At 39.7% G+C, this 19869-nt stretch carries 16 protein-coding genes; 5 read left to right on the forward strand and 11 right to left on the reverse strand.

The annotated features are described in order from the left end of the window. The first annotated feature begins 135 nt into the window (after nt 1–135). Together CLW00_RS21465 and CLW00_RS21560 are read left to right on the forward strand one after the other, a co-directional pair. Nucleotides 136–282 carry a hypothetical protein gene (locus CLW00_RS21465; protein ID WP_170073251.1) on the forward strand — a complete coding sequence of 49 codons (147 nt, stop codon included), beginning with the start codon at nt 136–138 and terminating at the stop codon, nt 280–282. 494 nt (nt 283–776) lie between these two features. After that, nucleotides 777–923 (forward strand): hypothetical protein, encoded by a 147-nt coding sequence (locus CLW00_RS21560; RefSeq protein ID WP_211300223.1) that lies wholly within the window; start codon nt 777–779, stop codon nt 921–923. A gap of 425 nt (nt 924–1348) precedes the next feature. Here CLW00_RS21560 and CLW00_RS18660 read toward each other — a convergent pair whose 3' ends face one another. Next, a complete protein-coding gene (locus CLW00_RS18660) occupies nt 1349–2365 on the reverse strand; it encodes a gliding motility protein GldB-related protein (RefSeq protein WP_106135222.1) in 1017 nt (338 codons plus the stop codon). 6 nt (nt 2366–2371) lie between these two features. Then, nucleotides 2372–3235: an alpha/beta hydrolase gene (locus tag CLW00_RS18665; protein WP_106135223.1), complete on the reverse strand. Its 864-nt coding sequence runs from the start codon at nt 3233–3235 to the stop codon at nt 2372–2374. A 185-nt stretch (nt 3236–3420) separates the two neighbouring features. Between CLW00_RS18665 and CLW00_RS18670 the strand changes: the two genes are divergently transcribed. Then, nucleotides 3421–4839 carry a hypothetical protein gene (locus CLW00_RS18670; RefSeq protein ID WP_106135224.1) on the forward strand — a complete coding sequence of 473 codons (1419 nt, stop codon included), beginning with the start codon at nt 3421–3423 and terminating at the stop codon, nt 4837–4839. Nucleotides 4840–4907: 68 nt separating this feature from the next. Here the strand turns inward: CLW00_RS18670 and CLW00_RS18675 are convergent, their stop codons facing one another. The 4 genes from CLW00_RS18675 to CLW00_RS18690 all read right to left on the reverse strand — a co-directional run bounded on the left by CLW00_RS18675 (nt 4908) and on the right by CLW00_RS18690 (nt 9266). Continuing rightward, nucleotides 4908–5819 (reverse strand): 1,4-dihydroxy-2-naphthoate polyprenyltransferase, encoded by a 912-nt coding sequence (locus CLW00_RS18675; RefSeq protein WP_106135225.1) that lies wholly within the window; start codon nt 5817–5819, stop codon nt 4908–4910. Nucleotides 5820–5901: 82 nt separating this feature from the next. Then, nucleotides 5902–6483 carry a glutathione peroxidase gene (locus tag CLW00_RS18680; RefSeq protein WP_106135226.1) on the reverse strand — a complete coding sequence of 194 codons (582 nt, stop codon included), beginning with the start codon at nt 6481–6483 and terminating at the stop codon, nt 5902–5904. 5 nt (nt 6484–6488) lie between these two features. After that, a complete protein-coding gene (gene argS, locus CLW00_RS18685) occupies nt 6489–8279 on the reverse strand; it encodes an arginine--tRNA ligase (protein WP_106135227.1) in 1791 nt (596 codons plus the stop codon). A 36-nt stretch (nt 8280–8315) separates the two neighbouring features. Continuing rightward, on the reverse strand, nt 8316–9266 hold the full coding sequence (locus CLW00_RS18690; protein WP_106135228.1) for an arginase: 951 nt from the start codon (nt 9264–9266) through the stop codon (nt 8316–8318). A 226-nt stretch (nt 9267–9492) separates the two neighbouring features. On the opposite strand from CLW00_RS18690, the gene CLW00_RS18695 reads away from it, so the two are divergent. Further along, a complete protein-coding gene (locus tag CLW00_RS18695; protein ID WP_106135229.1) occupies nt 9493–10638 on the forward strand; it encodes a methionine aminotransferase in 1146 nt (381 codons plus the stop codon). A gap of 3 nt (nt 10639–10641) precedes the next feature. On the opposite strand, the gene glgX is transcribed toward CLW00_RS18695, so the two are convergent. The 5 genes from glgX to CLW00_RS18720 all read right to left on the reverse strand — a co-directional run bounded on the left by glgX (nt 10642) and on the right by CLW00_RS18720 (nt 16501). Then, the gene (gene glgX / locus CLW00_RS18700) at nt 10642–12744 is read right to left on the reverse strand and encodes a glycogen debranching protein GlgX (protein ID WP_106135230.1); all 2103 of its coding nucleotides are present in this window, start codon (nt 12742–12744) and stop codon (nt 10642–10644) included. 114 nt (nt 12745–12858) lie between these two features. Then, nucleotides 12859–14193 carry a mechanosensitive ion channel family protein gene (locus CLW00_RS18705; RefSeq protein ID WP_211300224.1) on the reverse strand — a complete coding sequence of 445 codons (1335 nt, stop codon included), beginning with the start codon at nt 14191–14193 and terminating at the stop codon, nt 12859–12861. A 379-nt stretch (nt 14194–14572) separates the two neighbouring features. Next, a complete protein-coding gene (dprA, locus tag CLW00_RS18710) occupies nt 14573–15694 on the reverse strand; it encodes a DNA-processing protein DprA (RefSeq protein ID WP_106135231.1) in 1122 nt (373 codons plus the stop codon). Beyond that, complete coding sequence (locus tag CLW00_RS18715) at nt 15675–16028, reverse strand: MerR family transcriptional regulator (protein ID WP_106135249.1); 354 nt, start codon at nt 16026–16028, stop codon at nt 15675–15677. The genes dprA and CLW00_RS18715 overlap by 20 nt, the downstream gene beginning before the upstream one ends. 137 nt (nt 16029–16165) lie before the next feature. Continuing rightward, complete coding sequence (locus CLW00_RS18720) at nt 16166–16501, reverse strand: L-rhamnose mutarotase (protein WP_106135232.1); 336 nt, start codon at nt 16499–16501, stop codon at nt 16166–16168. A 153-nt stretch (nt 16502–16654) separates the two neighbouring features. On the opposite strand from CLW00_RS18720, the gene CLW00_RS18725 reads away from it, so the two are divergent. Next, the gene (locus CLW00_RS18725; protein WP_106135233.1) at nt 16655–19795 is read left to right on the forward strand and encodes a PKD domain-containing protein; all 3141 of its coding nucleotides are present in this window, start codon (nt 16655–16657) and stop codon (nt 19793–19795) included. Nucleotides 19796–19869: the final 74 nt, after the last annotated feature.

Below are 19869 nucleotides of genomic sequence, written 5' to 3' on the forward strand. Positions count from 1 at the left end.
GGAGTGCTGGTGTTTTGATTTACGAAGGACGATGCAATTTTTATCTGTGTTTATCAGTAATATCAGTGGTTATCTTTTTGTGGTCTATTAGGAATATCTGAGACCCCAAAGGGGTCAAATTTTAATAGCCTCGGGTTGAACCCGTGGACAATTGTAGACGGTGTGATTTTGGTTTTTGGCCGCATAATGCTTGCTATTGAACAAAGCCTTTCGCCAAAAACAGGGATGAGGGATGAAAAAAGGATGATGGAAGAAGGATTAGGGATTGACAGGGTTGGTTGAAACACCTGTCAAGATAAGACCAAATGCCATCGGCATTGCCGGAATAATAGCCCGGAAATTTATTGCAGGGATCAAGGTTAAGAGTTGGTTTTAGAGACAAGAGAAAAGAATTAAGAAGGGTTGATGTTGACCTTTGGGGTTTCCAAAACCCCGAAGATTCTTTTCAGTAAAAAAGCCTTTTATTGTTTCTACTTTTTCTGACAAAAAAACCTTCGAGGTCCAAAAAAGACCTCAAAGGTTAGCAGTCCATGACCTTTGGGGTTTCCAAAACCCCGAAGGTATGGATGGAGGAAAAGGGTATGAAGAATCATTTAAGATTTACCCAGCAAAAAATGTGTGGCGAAATCCCCTACACCCACAATCCGCCAAACCTTTAACATTTTTAACTTTTCACAGCCATAAGAAGTCTGATTCAGTAATATCAGTGGTTATCTTTTTGTGGTCTATTAGGAATATCTGAGACCCCAAAGGGGTCAAATTTTAATAGCCTCGGGTTGAACCCGTGGACAATTGTAGACGGTGTGATTTTGGTTTTTGGCCGCATAATGCTTGCTATTGAACAAAGCCTTTCGCCAAAAACAGGGATGAGGGATGAAAAAAGGATGAGGGAAGAAGGATTAGGGATTGACAGGGTTGGTTGAAACACCTGTCAAGATAAGACCAAATGCCATCGGCATGACCGAAATAATAGCCCGGTAATTTATTGCCGGGATCAATGGTTAAGAGTTGGTTTTAAAGTGCCATAGGCACGGACGATATTAAAAACAACAAAAAAAGTATCAAGAAAAATCAGGACGTGACACTTGAGACCCAAAAAAGGTCAAATGTTTATAGCGTCGGGTTGAACCTCGAGGATTATGGTTGACAATTGGTGTGTTATCCGAAGGTTGCACCTTCGGATTAATGCGTCTTTAGCTTATAGCTCAAAAGGGTAACTTAGCGAAAGATTACATGGGTATACTGTTGATAATGAACTCTTTGTCTTAAGGGCGACACTTTTTATACTTCGGTTCCGTTAAATCTCTTCATGCGTAAATCTAAAATCTACAATCTAAAATCAAAAATCTTAAACTCCTCCCGCATACCCACTCTTCTTCAATAGCCGTCTATAATTGTTGGTTTTAACGATTTTGTTAAGCGCTTTTTCTTTGTTTTCGGCCTGATTGTAGTAAGCTTCACAAATCCTATATCCTATAAAGTATCCCAAGTCTGCTGGACGTTCTTTACTTTTATTGCCGTTGTAAAGCCAGTTAGAGATGTCATTCCCATACATCTCTGAAGAAAATGCCTGCCACAATTCCTTTTCATTTTCATATCCATAAGGATAAATACTTTCATTGATATTGAGCCCTGTGATTTTTTCTGAAACAAAATCAGCTGCTCCTTCCACTATAGTCATTGTCAGTAGCTTATTTCTGAAATAGGATAATAAGTATCCTAACCCAAACCTTTGTTGGGTATGCACCAGTTCATGAGCTGTGAATTCAAGGATTTTGTTGCTTTTTGGCAGTACAGCTCTGTGCCAATCTGTAAGTTGGAAGATATTGGTCAGGCTATCTGTAGTTACCATTTCAGCACCTATCAACAGCCAACCGTCGTAGACCGTACCACCGGCACCCAGAGCTCCAATAGCAAAACAGATGTAAGGATTCTTAAACCTTCGCAAAGTCTCTCTATAAAGCTCAATTTGATCCGAAATCTCATCATTATAGTTTTTGACCAAATAGGTGTTTGGCCTTATACTTTTCCAAAATTCAGGAGCCTTTCTGATCTGAAGTGCCAAGGATTGGGAATTGATATCTTTTGCCTTGGCGAATTTTTTCAAGCCCACAGAGCCTTTATCAAAATACAATTGTTGCAAAATATCCAAGGTGTCCTGACTGCTTTTGGCATTTTGTAATTGATCGAAAGCAATCCAAAAACGATCAATATCTGAATGGATAATAATAGGAGGGTAAACTTGGGAAAAAGCTTTTTGCTGCAGGCATACAAAGCAAACCAAAAATAAAAACCGAAATAGAAAGAAACTTCCTATCTCAGGTTTATTTTTTGTTAAAGTTTTAATGCCCTTTTTGAATACCACACCTTCTTATTTTGCAGAAAGCCTTTTTTGAAATTCTCTATTGATAAATAAAAAATGAACGGGAAGTGCTTCAGTCCAGTATTGCCATGTATGGGCGCCAGGCCTTTCTGTATATTCGTGATCCACTTCTTTTTCCAAAAGCAATTGGTGGATCTGCCTGTTTGTGTCTATTAAAAAATCATCCACACCGCAGTCTATAAGTAGGGCGATGTCATTTTTCTTCATATTGTCCACAAGGCCGACCGCGGTATATTGCGTAAATGGTGCTTCGTAATTGATGTCTCCCAAAGCCATTAATTGACCATTTTTTATTCTTGTTTTAAAGTTTTCATCAACTTTCCACATCCTATAATCTATATTCATCACACCACTCATGCTACCTGCGGCGACAAACAATTCCGGATGTTTGGCGGATATCATCATGGCACCATGTCCACCCATGGACAAGCCAGTGATGGCTCGGCCCTCTCTTTCTTTGATCGTATTGTAGTTCTGATCTACAAAAGGTATCAGTTCCTCGGTGATGTAGGTTTCATATCGGACTGAATCCAAAAGCGGGCTGTCGTAATAATAAGAAGATGGACCCACACCAGGGGTAACTATAAGTACATTGTATTGATTGGATAACTTTGCAAGGAGATTTTCTTCGGTTACTTTATCATGCCAGTCTGTAAATCCACCCGAACCACCGTGAAGCACATAAATTGTAGGTATCGCTTTTTGATTAGTTGAATAGTTGTCAGGCTTTACAACAGCGGCTTTAAGGGATTTATCCATTGCCTTGGAATAGACCTCAATAGTGTCCACTTGAGCGTATGAAGTAAAGTAAAGACTTACCAGAAGAAGTAAGCTGGAGTAGATTTTTTTCATGTTTTTTTTTGTTGAAGATAATAAAATACTTCCTAAGGATACTGAATGAGATTATACAAAAGGGTAATATCGTTGCTGAAACTCGAAACATTTAACGCTAATCTTCAAGACTTGCTACTTTTTAAACTTCTTTATGATAAATTGTAAAGATAAAAATAGACCACCCCATTATTACTGTTTTCTGAATGACCAGACTGTTACTCGTATCTCTGTTATTGGCAATTGTCATTTTTCAAATTCAAGGTGAGAAAATCCCCATTCAGGAAGGTGCCGGATGGGATGGGTTGGGCTTAAGAGAAATATCTGAAGGATTTTTGGATCAATTTGATGATGAGGGATACAATGCTTTTTTGGTACACCGCATTTTGCCATTTGCTTTGGTCAACATGATTTTTGGTGTATTGGGGTTTGACATGGATCATGAAAGCCTTTTACATGGGATATTGATCTTGAATTTTTTGTTTTTGATGTTGGGTTGTTATTGGTATTTCAAGATCATCAAAAAACTTAGGTCTTCTACCAAAATGGAGATTTTGGGTTTTGTGTTGATGTTTGGTACTTTCCTAGTCCTAAAATTGTCGTGGTATGAGCCATTTAGCCCAGCTTTGTTTGCTTTTGTATTGGGAATAGGTCAGGTCAATTACTTTATACGTTATGAAAAAACGAAGCTCTTTTTAGTGTCTCTTTTAGGAGGCTTCGTTTGGCCTACTTTGTTTCCCATTGGCATGATTTTGATTTTTATGCCAAATGACAAATTGATTTTCAAAGAGGAAAAGATAAAATTTAAGCTCTCTTACCTTATCCCTGGGCTTATTTTTGCGGCTTTGGTGATCTTGGTATACCGACTTTATGATGAAGGAGGAATGCTTTCTGGTTATCTGGGTTTTGGGCTTGGACTACTTTCATTGATCCTGGTATTTACCCTTGCAGTGACTTATTCGGGGATAGATTGGTTTAAGTCGCTTCGACTCTTTCAGAAAAGACTCAAAGCAGAAAAGATTACTTATTTGTTGGTGAGTGTAGGGGCTTATTTTGTAATAGTTTATTTGTTGGCAGTTGGTCAATCAGAATTTACCCTTAAAGAATTTATCGCCGGCCATTTCCTGCACCCTGTGCAGAGACCTTTGATTTTCTTGATCAGTCAGTTTTCTTTTTATGGAATTTTGATTCCCTTGATTTTGGTGTTTTTCTCAAGAGTCAGTAGGGAAATGGGCAAATTGGGTTTGGGTTTTACCTTGGTTTTTATTTTCATGCTCTTGATGGGACTATATAGTGATGCGATTTGGTGGGCCAATGTGGTGCCTTTCTTGGTCTTGTTGCTGCTCAAAGGACTTAGGAGGTATACTCTTATCAGTAAGGATATTTGGCTTTTGGTAATTTGTAACCTTTTGCTTTCTAAGGTTTGGTTTGAGATCAATAGGGAAGGACTCGGTGATTATATGGTCAGCGATCCAAATGGATTTCCGGCTCAGCGCTATTTTCAGCACTTTGGATTGGCTCAGAGTATTCCTATGTATTTGGTTTACCTTATAGTTTTTTTGCTTGCGTTGCTTGTTGTTTTCCTTGGGAAAAGAAGGTATGCCAAAGCTGCAGGATCGGAGTAAATTGGAAGAATGGGTATCAAAAGAGGTCTGGCTTCATCAAGGTAGCCTTAATTTAAGGTTTGATTACATTATAAAAATAACAAACCCGTACCAAAAAGCAGAACCCATAATAAAGTAGAAATTGCCATTTTTTTCAGGAAGGGATCTAAGTCGGCTGCTTCTATTTTTCTCTGAGTACTCAATCCTATAAAAATCATCAAAGGTAACGTCAGCCAAGCCAACATCACTGCCCAGTTCTCTGTGAATATGGCAAATATTGGAAGAAGCAAATTTCCCAACAACAATAATGACCAATTGTAACCTACAGCCGCTTTCCTTCCTATTCTCACTGGGATAGATCTTTTACCGGCCTTTGTATCGGATACTATATCTCGTATATTATTGATATTGAGCACTGCTGTGCTAAAACAACCCAAGGAGATTGCAGGCAAAAGCACTATGCCATTGAAATCCAAGGTGTGTAAAAAATAGGTACCTGTGACACCCAAGAGTCCAAAGAAAATAAATACTGAAATATCGCCTAATCCTATGTATCCATAAGGGTTATTTCCGGATGTGTAGGTAATGGCTGCATAGATTGCCAACAATCCAAAACCCAAAAACAATAGAAATAGCATCCAATCACCCAGAGCAAAATACAATAGGAGCAAGCCCGAAAAAAAAGACAAAGCTGCCAATATGATCATTGCTCTTTTCATTTCTTTCAATGAAATGACTCCGGATTGAACTGCCCTTATAGGACCCTGCCTGTCAATGCTGTCAGCCCCATGCACACTGTCACCGTAGTCATTGGCCAAATTGGACAATACTTGTAGAAATATGGTAGTCAATGCAGCCAAAGCAAAAACTTCCAATCTGAAACTTTCCATATAGGCAGCCAAAAAAGAACCCATCAAAATACTTGATAGGGCTAATGGCAAGGTTCTCAGTCTTATGGCGTGCAGCCAAGCTTGTTTTTTATTGGAAAGGATCAGGTCCACGTTTTAATTTTTCTGTAAAACTAATAAAAAGACCTGTTTCCAAAAGTGAAAACAGGCCCTATTAGGATTTTTTTAAATTTCCTTATGCTGTCACCAAAGAAACAATCTCTTCAGCCATTGGCTTGGTGGATGATGGGAAGAATTTAACCAATTTTCCATCCTCATCAATGAGGTACTTACAAAAATTCCAACTTGGCTCTTGGTTATTCCAACCGTTAAGATCTTTGTCTGATAACCATCTGAATAGAGGATGTTTGTCAACTCCTTTTACAGACACTTTGTCCATCATTTTGAAGGTCACTCCGTAGTTTTCTGAGCAAAACTGCTTGATCTCATCATTGCTGCCAGGTTCCTGTCCTCCAAAATTGTTGGCTGGAAAACCTATGATGGTCACCTTGTCACCATGCTTTTCATGTAATTCCTGTAAATCTGCATACTGTGGTGTATAACCGCACTTTGAGGCTACATTGACAAGCAATAGCTTTTTTCCTTTGTATTGAGAGAAGTCGACTTCTTTTCCGTCAATGTCGTTGATTTTAAAATCATAAATAGATGTTTCCATAACTTGGTCATTTGGAGTGATGTTGGCTTCTCTACTTTCTTTAATAGCACTGGATGTGCAGGCGAAAGCAATCAGGGTCATTACGAATAAGATTTTTTTCATAGCTTTTACATTCTGTCTGGGACATTTATTCCTAATAACTTCATGCCAGCTTTTATTGTTTTGGCAGTCTGGGCGGAAATTGCAATTCTGAATGCCTGCACCTGTGCGTTTGTTTCGTTGAATATGGAAAGCTCTGCGTAGAACCTGTTATATTCTTTGGCAAGGTCAAACATATATTGGGCAATCACTGAAGGTGAATATTCCTCTCCTGCGATCTTTAACTTTTTTTGAAAGTCATTGAGCATGACAATCAAATCTCTTTCAGCTCCTTCAAGCTTTTCGAGTTCTTCAAAACCATTTAAGCTGTAATCTACGCCCACTTGATCCGCTTTTCTCAAGATAGAAGCGATTCGTGCATGTGAATATTGTATAAAAGGTCCTGTATTTCCTTGGAATTCAATGGACTCCTGAGGATTAAATAGCATGCGTTTTTTAGGGTCTACTTTGAGTAGGAAGTATTTTAGGGCACCAAGTCCAAGGGTTTCATAAAGCTCTTTTGCTTCCTCTTCGTTGAATCCATCAATTTTACCCAACTCCTTGGTATGGCTTTCGGCAGTGTCGATCATTTCCTGAATAAGGTCATCGGCATCTACTACTGTACCTTCTCTTGACTTCATTTTACCAGTAGGTAGATCAACCATTCCATATGACAGGTGATGTAGGCCATCTCCATATGGTCTGCCAAGCTTTCTCATGATTTTGAACAAGACATCAAAATGATAATCCTGCTCATTGCCCACAACATAGACAGATTTGTCTATTTTAAAATCATCATATTTCAAATCAGCTGTCCCCAAGTCCTGGGTGATATAAACAGAAGTTCCATCTCCTCGAAGGACCAGCTTTTCATCCAGACCTTCCGCTGTGAGGTCTACCCAAACAGAGCCGTTTTCTTTTTTGAAAAATACTCCTTTTTCCAATCCCTCCGCTACGATATCCTTTCCAAGTAAATAGGTGTTTGACTCATAGTAAAACTTATCAAAACTAACTCCCATCTTTTTGTAGGTCATATCGAAACCTTCATAGACCCAAGTGTTCATTTTTTTCCAGAGGTCCACAGTTTCCTTATCACCTGCTTCCCATAGCCTGAGCATTTCCTGAGCTTCCAAGATTAAAGGAGCACTTTTCTTTGCCTCATCCTCTGTACTGCCCTGTTCTTTGAGCGTGTTGATTTGCTTCTTGTATTCTTTGTCAAAAATCACATAATACTTTCCTGCCAAGTGGTCACCTTTTAATCCACTTGATTCCGGTGTTTCCCCATTTCCAAAATGCTTGTAAGCCACCATAGACTTACAGATATGAATACCTCGGTCATTGACCAGGTTTGCCTTGATGACCTCATAGCCATTGGCTTCCAAAATCTGAGAAACAGCAAAACCAAGAAAGTTATTCCTTAGGTGTCCTAGGTGAAGTGGTTTGTTGGTATTTGGACTACTGTATTCCACCATTACCTTCATTCCATTTGGGGTGGTTTGAGCCGGATTGGGGTTTTCGTAAATGTTTCGGAAGACATTCATCCAAGAGGATTCACTGACCGAAAGGTTGAGGAATCCTTTTACCACGTTGTAGGCAGTGATCTCGGCACAGTTGGCGACAAGGTATTCACCTAATTTATTACCAGAAGCCTCAGGATTGAGCTTGGTGACCTTAAGAAAAGGGAAAATGACAAAAGTAAATGTACCCTCAAATTCTTTTCTTGTGGGCTGAAGGGATATGCCCTCCGTATTTAAATCATGTTCAAAAAGATCTTTGAAAGCAATTTGGATGGTACTAATTATCTTTTCCTGAAGTTCCATGAGTAATTTTTCGTATTGCTGGTAATTGTATTTTGATTAGAAATTGTCAACAAGTGATTTAGTAGTGGCTTCCAAAATGTCAAATGCATTTTCTGCCATGAGGTTTTCACTATCCAAAGTTGGGTTCACTTCTACTATTTCCCAACAACAAACCCTTTTATCTTTGATCAATTCTGTATTGAGTTGAAGGGCTTCTTCTACAGTCAATCCATCAGGCACTGGAGTACCCGTGCCTACTGAAATAGAAGAGTCCAAGCTGTCTACGTCAAAAGAAATATAAATCTGATCGCAGTCTTTTAATTGTTCCAAAGCTTCTTTGGCTATCTGAGCTACACCTTTTTGCCTAACTTCTGCGGTTTCGAAATTCCGGATGCCATGTTTATTTATGAGGTAATCTTCAGGTTCTTCGGTGTCTCTAACCGATATAAAGACAATGTCTTCAGCATTGATCTTTGGAGAATCACCACCTATTTTCTTTATTTTTTCCCAGTACTGAAGGGTGTCTTCTCCAGGTTCATTGACTTGGCAATCGAGATTGTCAGTCTGAATGCACATTGCCAATGGCATGCCGTGCATATTTCCGGATGGTGTAGTGAAAGGAGTGTGAAGATCTGCATGCGCATCAATCCAGATCACTCCCAATCTTTTGTCCGGGTTGGCTGCTTTGATACCCATGATGGTGCCTGCAGCGGTAGAGTGATCTCCGGCAAGGACGATAGGGAAGATTTTATCCATCCTCAAAGATTCAATGGTATTGTGCACATTTCTCAGTACTTGGTAGACACCATCTATATATTTGGCATTTGGGTGCTTATTTCCTCTCCAAAGAAAATTGTTGGCATCAGGAACATTGATAGGGTCAAACCTTGTAAAAAAATCTGAAGTTTTGTCTAAGCTTGCAATTTTCAAAGCATCAATTCCTAAGCTGGCACCACGGGTACCGGCAGCTATTTCTGACCTTACTTCAACCAATTTAATATTTCTCATTGCAGTCTAATTTGGGTATATATTTCTTGGGTAGTGCATAAATAATCCGCGCAAAAGTAGCCATTTGGCAAGGAAGAACCAAAGAAAACCAATTTAGGGACTTGAATTATGGATGACCTTTCTTTTTGAATGAAAAAGTTATCCATAAAGGCACAAATTCATTATTTTTGAATAGCCGAGTCTAGTGTTTTTATTTTAATTTTATTTTCACCTATACAGAATATAGATGCTTCAATCCAAACTGCCACACGTAGGCACGACCATTTTTACCATTATGTCCAAAATGGCTGCTGATCATAATGCTATTAACCTTTCTCAAGGCTATCCGGGATTTGACTGTTTTCCGTATTTGCAGGATTTAGTCACCAAGTATATGAATACTGCCCATAATCAATACGCACCCATGACAGGAGTGCCGTCATTGAGGAAAAGACTGGCTGACAAAACTCTTTCTATCCATGATGTCGAATATGATGCTGATGAGGAAGTAACCATTGTCTCAGGAGCTACAGAAGCACTGAATGCTTCAATTACCGCAGTAGTAAGGCAAGGGGATGAAGTGATTTTGCTCGAACCGGCCTATGATTGTTATGAACCGGCTGTTAGGTTAAATGGCGGCGTGCCAGTATATGTTTCTTTAAATGTCCCGGATTTTTCGGTTGACTGGAATAAGGTAGCTGATGCTATCAATCCAAAAACCCGGCTTATAATGGTCAATACCCCTCATAACCCCGGAGGATATGTGTGGACGCAAGAAGACTTGAATACGCTGGCAGACTTGATAAGAGACAAGGATATTTATATTGTCAGTGATGACGTATATGAGCATATCGTGTTCGAGGGTAAAAAACACCTTCCCCTGTTCTCTCATCATGAACTCAAAGAAAGGACATTCGCATGTGGGTCATTTGGGAAGACTTTCCACATTACCGGCTGGAAAATCGGGTATTGCTTGGCTCCGAAAGCCTTGACTGAAGAATTCAGGAAAATTCATCAGTTTTTGACGTTTAGCACTGTCACACCAATGCAGTATGCGTTGGCTGACTATATGGAAGATCCCTCTAGGTATTTGTATTTGGGGCACTTTTATCAAGAAAAGAGAGATTTGTTTTGTGAAGGATTAAAAGAAACTGGTTTTTCTTTCACTCCTACAGAGGGGAGTTTTTTTCAATGCGTTTCCTACGGTCATTTGTCACAGGAATCTGATTTTGATTTGGCGGTGAGGATGACAAAGGAAATAGGTGTAGCCAGTATTCCCACATCAGTGTTTTACCATGACAAAAGAGACCATAAGATATTGCGTTTTTGCTTTGCCAAAGATGATGATGTGCTGGAAAAGGCATTGGAACTGCTACAAAAGGGTATATTTTAAAGACTAGCGGATATTGCAAATCAAAATAGCCACCGTATGTGCGGGCAGGAGATAAGACTTTTCTTTAATAGGAATTGCATCAGCCCACATGCATATGTCTTTTGGGCTTTTCAATGAAGTGTCTAGCCATCTCTTCCATTTGATTTTTTTACCTTCAATCGTCTTTGGCAACTCATACTCCAATTGATAGCTATTGGCGTTGACCATATAATGCATGGCTACCTTTCTACTGATAGAAGTGATGGTCATGGCAATATGATGGGAGTTGGGAGACCAATCCGGTTTGTCTAACTCAATGCCATGCCAGGTGATTTGCGCTTGAGTGAGAAACTCAGCCAAATTCAAATTGAATCCAGCCTGTGCATTTTCTCTTTTAAGCTTTTTCTGAATAAGTATTTTGACAAAACGGAATAGCTCTTGGTTTTCTTCCAATAAGGACCAGTCAATCCAAGCCAGTTCATTGTCCTGGCAATAGGCATTGTTGTTACCATTTTGCGTATGTCCCATTTCATCTCCCATAAGAAGCATCGGAGCACCTAAGGAAAGCATATTAATGGCATGGAAATTTTTTATTTGCCGCTTTCTCAACTTCAAGATTTCAGGATCATCAGTAGGTCCCTCTATTCCAAAATTGCAGCTTAAGTTGTCATTGTGACCATCTCTATTGCCTTCTTTGTTGGCTGAGTTATGTTTTGTATTGTATGAGACCAGATCCATTAAGGTAAAACCATCATGACAGGTGATGAAATTTATACTTTGCTCAGCTTCCCTGTTTTTAGAAGCATAGAGGTCAGGGCTTCCTATGATTCGGGTGACAAAACTACTTACTTTTCCCTGGTCACCTCTCAAAAAGCTCCTTACATCATCCCTGAATTTACCATTCCATTCTTTCCAATAGTCTCCTACAAAGTTTCCAACTTGATACAAACCTGCTGCATCCCAAGCCTCTGCAATCAGTTTGGTGCCCGCCAAAACAGGATCAGACTCAATATCCCATAAAATCGGTGGGTTTTCCAATGGCTCTCCATTTTCGTTTCGAGATAAAATTGAAGCAAGGTCAAACCTAAAACCATCCACATGCATATCCCTGACCCAAAAATGTAAACTTGACAAAATCATCCTCCTAACGATGGACTGATTGGCATTTAAGGTATTTCCAGTGCCTGAGTAGTTTTTGTAGGTGGATTTTTCATTGCCTTCCAAAAGATAATAAATACTATTGTCGATACCCCTGAAACTGTAGGTAGGTCCATCTTCTTTGTTTTCTCCAGAATGGTTGTATACCACATCCAAGATCACCTCGATACCTGCTTTATGTAGGGCTTTGACCATGTCTCTAAACTCATCCAAAACAGCCAGGGAGTTGGGCTGTGTACTGTAGTTTTGGTGAGGAGCAAAAAAGGAGATCGGGCTATACCCCCAATAATTGGTGAGTCCTTCAGGAGCATCCTGTTTGTCAAATTGAAAAATGGGTAGCAACTCTACCGCAGTCACTCCCAATTCCTGTAAATATGGTATTTTCTCAATCAGACCTAAGTAAGTCCCTTTTTTATCTTCGGAAACACAAGAAGAGTCATGTTTGGTAAATCCACCCAAATGTAATTCATAGATTACCGTACGTGAGAAAGGTGTCCTTGGATGTTGGTCTTCCTCCCAATCATAATTAGAGAGGTCTGCCACTACATTTTTCAAAGAGGGCAATCCTCCTTGGCCTAGTTTGGAAAGTGCTTTCCTGTAGAACTTTTTTGGAAATACAACAGCTTTGGCATACGGATCCAAAATGACTTTAGAGGCATCAAACCGGTGTCCATTTTGCGGTTCGTAAGGTCCATGAATTCTGTATCCGTAGATTAAACCTTCATGTGCTCCTTCCAAAAATATATGCCAATAATGGTAGGTTTTATTCTTAAAGGGATCAAGTGTATAAATTTCTGTTGGGAAAAGGTCATTGGTATGATCAAAAATTAGCAGCTCAATCAGAGTAGCATTTTTGGAAAAAATACAAAAGTTGACACCTTTTGAAGTTAGCGTTGGACCGATGGGGAAACTTTGACCAAGCTGGGTTTTGTATTTTTTTTGAGTCAATTTTGTGCTTTGTGGCTGCATAGAAGGACAATAAATAACCTGCAAGTTAGAAGGATTTCTTTAACCAAGGGGACCCGAAATATCAGTTCCCTTCTTATAAGAGAAATCGGGTCCTTAAATGATTTATACTTTCTCCTAATTATCCATCCCTTTGATTTCAAGCTTTTCAGGCATTTTTGATAATTCCTTGAACTTATCAGCTGCACGGATAAAGTCATTTCCTGTAGGTTCCTGGAAAATTTCCAAATCAAAGAACTTCACAGAAGCCATAATGTGGTCAAAAATATCGGATTGAATGTCTTCATACTCCAGCCAAGCTGTAGTGTTGGTAAAACAGTAAATTTCCATTGGAATACCATCATCACCAACTGGCATCTGCCTTACCATAATGGTCATATCTTGTCGGATATTAGGATGGTTTTTAAGATAGGCTTCCAAGTAGAAGCGAAAAACACCAATATTGGTCATTCTTCTCCCGTTGATCAGAATTTCTTGGTCAAGTTTTTTTGAGGTGTTGTATTGTTCAATTTCTTTTTGTCTTTGGCTGATAAAGTCAGTCAACAAATGAAACCTTTTGAAGTATTCCCTTTTTTCGGGATCTACAAATTTCACCGTTTGGCTATTGATATAAATGGAGCGCTTAATTCTTCTGCCTCCACTTTCGACCATTCCGCGCCAGTTTTTGAAACTATGGGTAATGAAATAATAGGTAGGAATTGTCGTGATAGTTTTGTCCCAATTCTGAACTTTGACAGTATTGAGGTTCATGGCTACTACATCACCATCGGCATTGAAGTTTGGCATTTCTACCCAGTCACCTACTCTCACCATATCATTGGCAGACATCTGCACACTTGCAACCAATCCCAGGATGGTGTCTTTAAATACCAACATCAAGATGGCAGTCATTGCGCCGAATGCACTCAAGAAGTATATAGGTGACCTACCCATAATGATGGAAAGCACCATGATGCCAGTAGCTATGTACAGTATGATCCTTATAAGTTGAAAATAACTGTTTATAGGCTTGTCTTGTAAAGCTGCTTTTTTGGAAAGACCAAATTCAATTACCTTGAGAAACGCCATTATCAGTAGCATTGTCACAATGGCGAGATAGGAATCTGTCAATTTTATGACTATTGGCTTCCAAAATTCAAAATCTCTGAAAATACTTTGTGTTAACTCCCTGATTAATATGGCAGGAAGCAGGTGCGCTACATGGTTGAATACTTGATGATCAGCCAGGACATCGTCCCAAGAAATCGGTGATTTTCTGAATAATTTATAGATGTAATGGATGACAATTTTTTTGGTGATCAAATAGACCAAGCCAGCTATAATCAAAGTTCCGAAAAGCAAAATCAATAACCTCAGGTATATTTCTGTCTCATGGCTTACTCCAGAATTAATTAAAGTGGTCTCAACCCAATTTTCAATATAATCCATCAGGACATAACTATTTTCTATCATATCAGCGGCTCCTTTTTATTATCAGCGTGCAAATATCGGTATTTTTTATTCGGTGTCCCAAGGAAAGCGAGGGTGATCTTAGGGGAATGGATGATTGGAGTAAGTTATATTGGGAAGTGGTGATGATATAATATGGATACAATAGAAAAATGGTGAAGCAATCTTGTGTGCTAATTCGACATTAGCTGGCAGGATACCAAGATTTGAGAATATAAACTATTTTAGTTCAGTCTAGCTATTCCTGTGAAAGAGAAGCGATAGACTAGAGAAGAAAAGTGGAAGAAGAGGCACTTGGTTGGCCAACCATTCTTTGAGGTTTTAAACTTTCCGTAATCAAATTGTAAGTTCATAGATTTGTAGGAGCATCAGTTCCTACCGGTTAAAGCAATTTATATTTTTTTCCAGGTAATGATTTTATAACTCCTTCAAATTCAAGGCTTAGTAGCTTAGAGGCTAAAGTTGAAAGTGATATCTCTGTCAGTAAGGCTAATTGATCAATTTCCAATTCTCTTTTTTCCTTTAGAAGACCAAGAATCACCTTTTCTTCCCCTTCAAATTTATCCAAATCCAAACCTGATTTTTTTACTCCATTATCGGAGTTACCTTCTTTTGACCAAGACAAAGCCTCTTCCAAATCTTTGGCACCTGTATAAATCGAAGCTTTCATTTGTTTTATCAATTGGTTGCAACCTTCACTGTATGTAGCTTGTAGATTTCCTGGAACGGCGAAAACCTCTTTGTTGTAACTGTAGGCAATTTCAGCTGTGATGAGGGCTCCGCCTTTTTTGGCAGCCTCTACCACGATCAGAGCGTCTGAAAGTCCTGCAATGATCCTATTTCTCTTGGGAAAGTTGCTCGGATGCATGACTGTTCCGGGAGGGTACTCGCTGACTAGGCCCCCGCCCAGCATCATATCCAAAGCAGTGTTTTTATGGATAGATGGATAGACTTGGTCAACCGAAGATCCAAGCACAGCTATGGTCGGGAGTTGATTGGACAGGGCTGCCCTATGTGCTTCAATATCGACTCCATAAGCCAAGCCACTGATGATGGTAGGAGCGTAGGGGCTGAGGTCGTCGGTGATTTTCTTGGTGATATTTCTTCCGTATTCTGAGGCATTGCGGGTACCGACTATGCCCACCGTGCGTGTAGCGTTGAGGTTTACATTCCCTTTTACAAATAGGACCATGGGACAATCATCCATGAGTTTTAACCTCGTAGGAAAATCAGGATGTGAAAAACTCAGAATTGAAATATTTTTTCTCTGGCAGTTTTGAATGATTTCATCGGCATTCTTCAAATAGATATCCTTGCTTTTCCGAAGTTCCAAAAGTCCTTTGCTCACCCGAGGGATTTTCTGAGCCTTGCCAGAGGGCATTTCAAAAAAGTACTTGGCCGAACCAGTATAAGCAATGATATTCCGAAAGACCAAAGGGCCAATTTTCGGAATAAAGTTTAGCGCAAGCTCATAAAGTAAATTCTCATTGATCGTTGTTGACATGCATGGTATCTCTGATTTCTATCAAAAAACGCTTGATCTGATGTAAGCGGTCTACCATTACCGCCTTGTCAAAAACTTTCTCCTGATCCCCTTTGATTACCTCTTGGGCACCCTGTAGTGTGTATCCCTTTATTTTTACCAATTGGTATATATATCGGATTTTTTCAATGTCATCTTTGGTGAATCTTCTGTTGCCTTTTTTGTCTTTTTTGGGTTTGATGATATCAAATTCGCCCTCCCAATACCTGATCAGGGAAGGGGCTACTTTAAAAATACTTGCAACTTCTCCGATAGAGTAATACTTTTTTTCGATTTCTTTTTCCTTGTATGGCACGGTGCTAAAATTTTTGATCAATTAGAAAATAACAACAATGATGCAAACTCACACACATAAAGTTAATTCAATACTTTTTAAAATAAATAAAATTTAATTTAAAAAGCTATAAAAACTTGATTGTCAAATGTATAAAATTATCCATTGAAATTAAATATTAACTTGGTTAATTGCCATTTTTCACCTGGTTTAGCACCAGGAAGAGCCTCCTGATATTGCCACATAAGCTTTTCCCATTCCTGAACTTTCGAGTTGTTTCTATCCAGTTCTGCCTTTTTTTCAAACGAAAATTCATCACTTGTTTCCATAATCATAAACAGACGTGTCTCCCATCTGAATATCTGCATGGACAAGATGCCACTATCCATTATGCTTTTGCTGATCTCCGGCCACATTTGTTTATGATGATTCTCATAAGCCTCGATCAATTCCGGATCATTCTTTAAATCCAAAGTCAAACAATGTCTTTTCATTTTTAATTTTTGTTTTAAATGTAAGCACATTTGGGGATAGTGTCAGATGGTAATGCTCTACTTTCCTTCCTCCTTTCTTCCCACATTTCTCTCTTTCATTCAAACAAATTCAAAATTAGATTGATATATTGAGAACTGACTACCTTTTACCCAATGTCCCGCAGAGATTTATTCAGATTGTTTTTACTAATCAGCTTGCTCAGTGGCTTCCCTTTCTCAGCAAAAGCTCAGCTGAGTACCGTGGGCAAAGAGTTTTGGTTTGGGTTTATGGACAACTATAGGGTTGTAGGAAATACTCCTGAAGCATCTGCCCTTGACTATGGAATTGTAATTATCACTGCAAGTGAACCTGCTTCGGGTATTTTGCAATATGGCAACACCACTATTGATTTTAATTTGAACGCAGGTCAACAATTTGTGCATAGAATAGAAGATTTCGATATCCTGAGCCGCTTGGCAGGAGTAGTGGAAAACAAAGGGGTATATATCAATTCAAGTGGAAATGTAGCTGTCTATGCTTTTAATGAGCGGAGGCGCTCGGCCGATGGTACTGTTATCTTGCCCCTTTCTGCATTGGGTAAAGACTATTATGTTACCTCCCATTATGAGGTGTTGACGGCAAATGTCAATTACGATGCTAACTTCAATGATGAAAGTACCCTATTAGTAGTGGCAGTGGAAGATAACACCCGTTTGGAAATCACTCCGAGTGTCAATACCCTGACCGGAAATGCAGCAGGAACACCTTTTAATATAGAATTGAATACGGGTCAATCTTACCAGCTTAAAGCCAGAGACGATTTGACAGGTACGCGTGTAAGGGTAGTGGGAGATACTGCAAACGACTGTAAAAACCTGGCAGTTTTTGGGGGAAACAAATGGACAAGTGTTGGAGATTGTGGAGGTGCCAATGATCATTTGTACCAACAAATATATCCTACTAATACTTGGGGCATGGACTACATACATGTATCCTATGAGGGCCGGTCTTCTGGAGAATTGGTGAAAGTTTTGGCTGCTGAAGATAACACCACAGTATTGGTAAATGGAGTAGATGAAGGCAGCATCAATGCAGGTCAATACCTCACTTTTGACTTTCCATCAGATTATACTGCAAGCATTAAAACTTCCAAACCGACGGCTGTAACAGGCTTTTCTAAAAGTCAGGAGTGCAACATTCCATCTGAGCCCTTCTATCAGGATGGAGATCCTTTTATGATCACCTACAGTCCAAATGAACAACTTTTGACCACCATTACTTTTAATGCCATTCAGCTGCCTTCCATCAATAGGCATTACGTTAATATTCTGGTCAAGGCGGAAGCGGTAAACAGGACATTTTTGGATGGGCAGATGGTGGGTAATAGCTTTCAGGTGGTTCCGGAAAATCCAGACTATGCTTTTGCACGGATCTTTATCAATCAGGGGGTTCACCGCTTGAGCAATGCCGATGGTTTTATTGCTTATGTATATGGATTTGGAGAAATAGAATCATACGGTTACGCTACAGGTGCGAGCTTGGATAACCTTAATTTTGAAGTGGAACCCGAATACGAATTTGAGGTAGATGGGGAAAGGGTGGCTTGCTTGAATCAATCAGCTGATTGGGAAATTTACCCTGAAAATGAGGTGTTCACCTATTTTGTTTGGGACTTTGGGGATGGTACGGACGTCAAAATAGGCAAATTGGTGGACCATACTTATACAATGCCCGGCACTTATGAAGTCAAGGTAACGGCATCTATCAGTGAGTTCAGCTGTGATTTGCAGGAAGAGGTGATTTTTGAGGTGACGGTTTTGGAAACCCAAGGAGAGATTACAGGGCTCAATTCCGTTTGCCCTGATGTGGAGGAGTTGAATTATGGTTTTTTTACAGAAACACCTTTCAGCAAAGTAGAATGGCTTGCTGATGGGGGAGAGGTCTTGGAAGTGAATCCCAATGGAACAAGGGCCAAGGTGCGCTGGGGGAATACGAATCCGAATGCTACTTTGACAGCAATTCCATACACCACAGAAGGATGTCCAGGGGAGCCCGTCAATTTTCCTGTTACCATTTCTGAGGTAATCATCGCTGAAAATATAGAAGGAGAAGAAAAAATTTGTTTTGACCCAGACTCAACACATGAGTATTCCATACCAAATCCCAGTGAAACAAGGGTTTACCAATGGGAGGTTAGCAATGGGCAAATTGTTGGTCCGGCTGACGGACCAACATTGCAAGTGAAATGGGATCAGGAAAATGTGGTTGGGGAAATACTTTACAGGGCAAGTTCAATATTGAATCCGGATTGTTTTGGAGAGTCGGAAATCCTGTTTGTAGAAGTAAGTGGAACTTTCGAAATCGGAATCGAAGAAGTGGTGGATTTGAGTTGTTTTGAAGACAATACAGGGCAGATTTCCATCAATCTGACTGGCGGGGTTGCGCCCTTTACCTATCAATGGTCGCATGACCCAACTTTAAATGGGCCAATAGCTACCTCATTACCTGCCGGATTTTATGGTATCACTGTGACTGATGGATTTGGTTGCACTTTACAAATCGAAGACATAGAGGTAACCCAACCCGAACTTTTTGAACTGAGTAGCATTGACAGGATGTCACCAAGTTGCTTTGGTAAAGATGATGCAGAAGCATTTCTGGTTTTGCAGGGAGGTACCTTGCCATACGAAATAGATTTGCCGAATACCATGGTAAATGGCAATGAAATCAGGATTATGGATTTAGCTTCAGGTGAATATACAGTGGAGGTCATGGATGCCAATTTTTGTGCCTTGGAGATTGCCTTTGAAATAGAAGGAACACCTGCAGAGACGTTTGACGTGAGGATACAAAAGCCAAGTTGTCCGGGAGAGTCCAATGGCTCCCTGTTGGCCATACCGGATGTCAGGTTTGGGCCATTGAGCTACTCTTGGGATTTTGATGGCTCTTCAGATGCCTTGTTGGAGAATTTGCCTTCTGGGAGTTATGATGTCAGGGTAGAAGACACGAGAGGTTGCATCAGTATAGGTACAGGAATACTGCCTGAGGAAGGGCCACAGGTCCGCATGCCAACCGGATTCAGGCCTGACCTGGAATTGTATCAAGGAGTATCTAACTGCGAAATAACATTTTCCATTTCCATTTATAACAGATGGGGGCAGTTGATCTATACAGGAGAATCAGGTTGGGATGGTAAAATCGGTAATGAAGACGCTCCAGTCGGTTCCTACTCGTATCTGATGCAGACCTTATATATGATCAATGGCGAAGAAAGATCAGATGAACAAAGAGGAGTATTCACCCTTATCCGATAAATAATCAGGTAAAAATATGTTTCCACGAACAATTAGCTCATAAATTCATTTAACCACTGATGGTTTTCATTAGG

The sequence above is a fragment of the Mongoliibacter ruber genome, assembly GCF_003003005.1.
Taxonomy (GTDB): Bacteria; Bacteroidota; Bacteroidia; order Cytophagales; family Cyclobacteriaceae; genus Mongoliibacter; species Mongoliibacter ruber.

What these genes read in the sequence shown, in the direction of transcription:
- CLW00_RS18665 (WP_106135223.1), bottom strand. Translation starts at nt 3,235, where the DNA reads ATGAAAAAAATCTACTCCAGCTTACTTCTTCTGGTAAGTCTTTACTTT.
- CLW00_RS18670 (WP_106135224.1), top strand. Translation starts at nt 3,421, where the DNA reads ATGACCAGACTGTTACTCGTATCTCTGTTATTGGCAATTGTCATTTTT.
- CLW00_RS18680 (WP_106135226.1), bottom strand. Translation starts at nt 6,483, where the DNA reads ATGAAAAAAATCTTATTCGTAATGACCCTGATTGCTTTCGCCTGCACA.
- argS (WP_106135227.1), bottom strand. Translation starts at nt 8,279, where the DNA reads ATGGAACTTCAGGAAAAGATAATTAGTACCATCCAAATTGCTTTCAAA.
- CLW00_RS18690 (WP_106135228.1), bottom strand. Translation starts at nt 9,266, where the DNA reads ATGAGAAATATTAAATTGGTTGAAGTAAGGTCAGAAATAGCTGCCGGT.
- CLW00_RS18695 (WP_106135229.1), top strand. Translation starts at nt 9,493, where the DNA reads ATGCTTCAATCCAAACTGCCACACGTAGGCACGACCATTTTTACCATT.
- glgX (WP_106135230.1), bottom strand. Translation starts at nt 12,744, where the DNA reads ATGCAGCCACAAAGCACAAAATTGACTCAAAAAAAATACAAAACCCAG.
- CLW00_RS18705 (WP_211300224.1), bottom strand. Translation starts at nt 14,193, where the DNA reads ATGATAGAAAATAGTTATGTCCTGATGGATTATATTGAAAATTGGGTT.
- dprA (WP_106135231.1), bottom strand. Translation starts at nt 15,694, where the DNA reads ATGTCAACAACGATCAATGAGAATTTACTTTATGAGCTTGCGCTAAAC.
- CLW00_RS18720 (WP_106135232.1), bottom strand. Translation starts at nt 16,501, where the DNA reads ATGAAAAGACATTGTTTGACTTTGGATTTAAAGAATGATCCGGAATTG.
- CLW00_RS18725 (WP_106135233.1), top strand. Translation starts at nt 16,655, where the DNA reads ATGTCCCGCAGAGATTTATTCAGATTGTTTTTACTAATCAGCTTGCTC.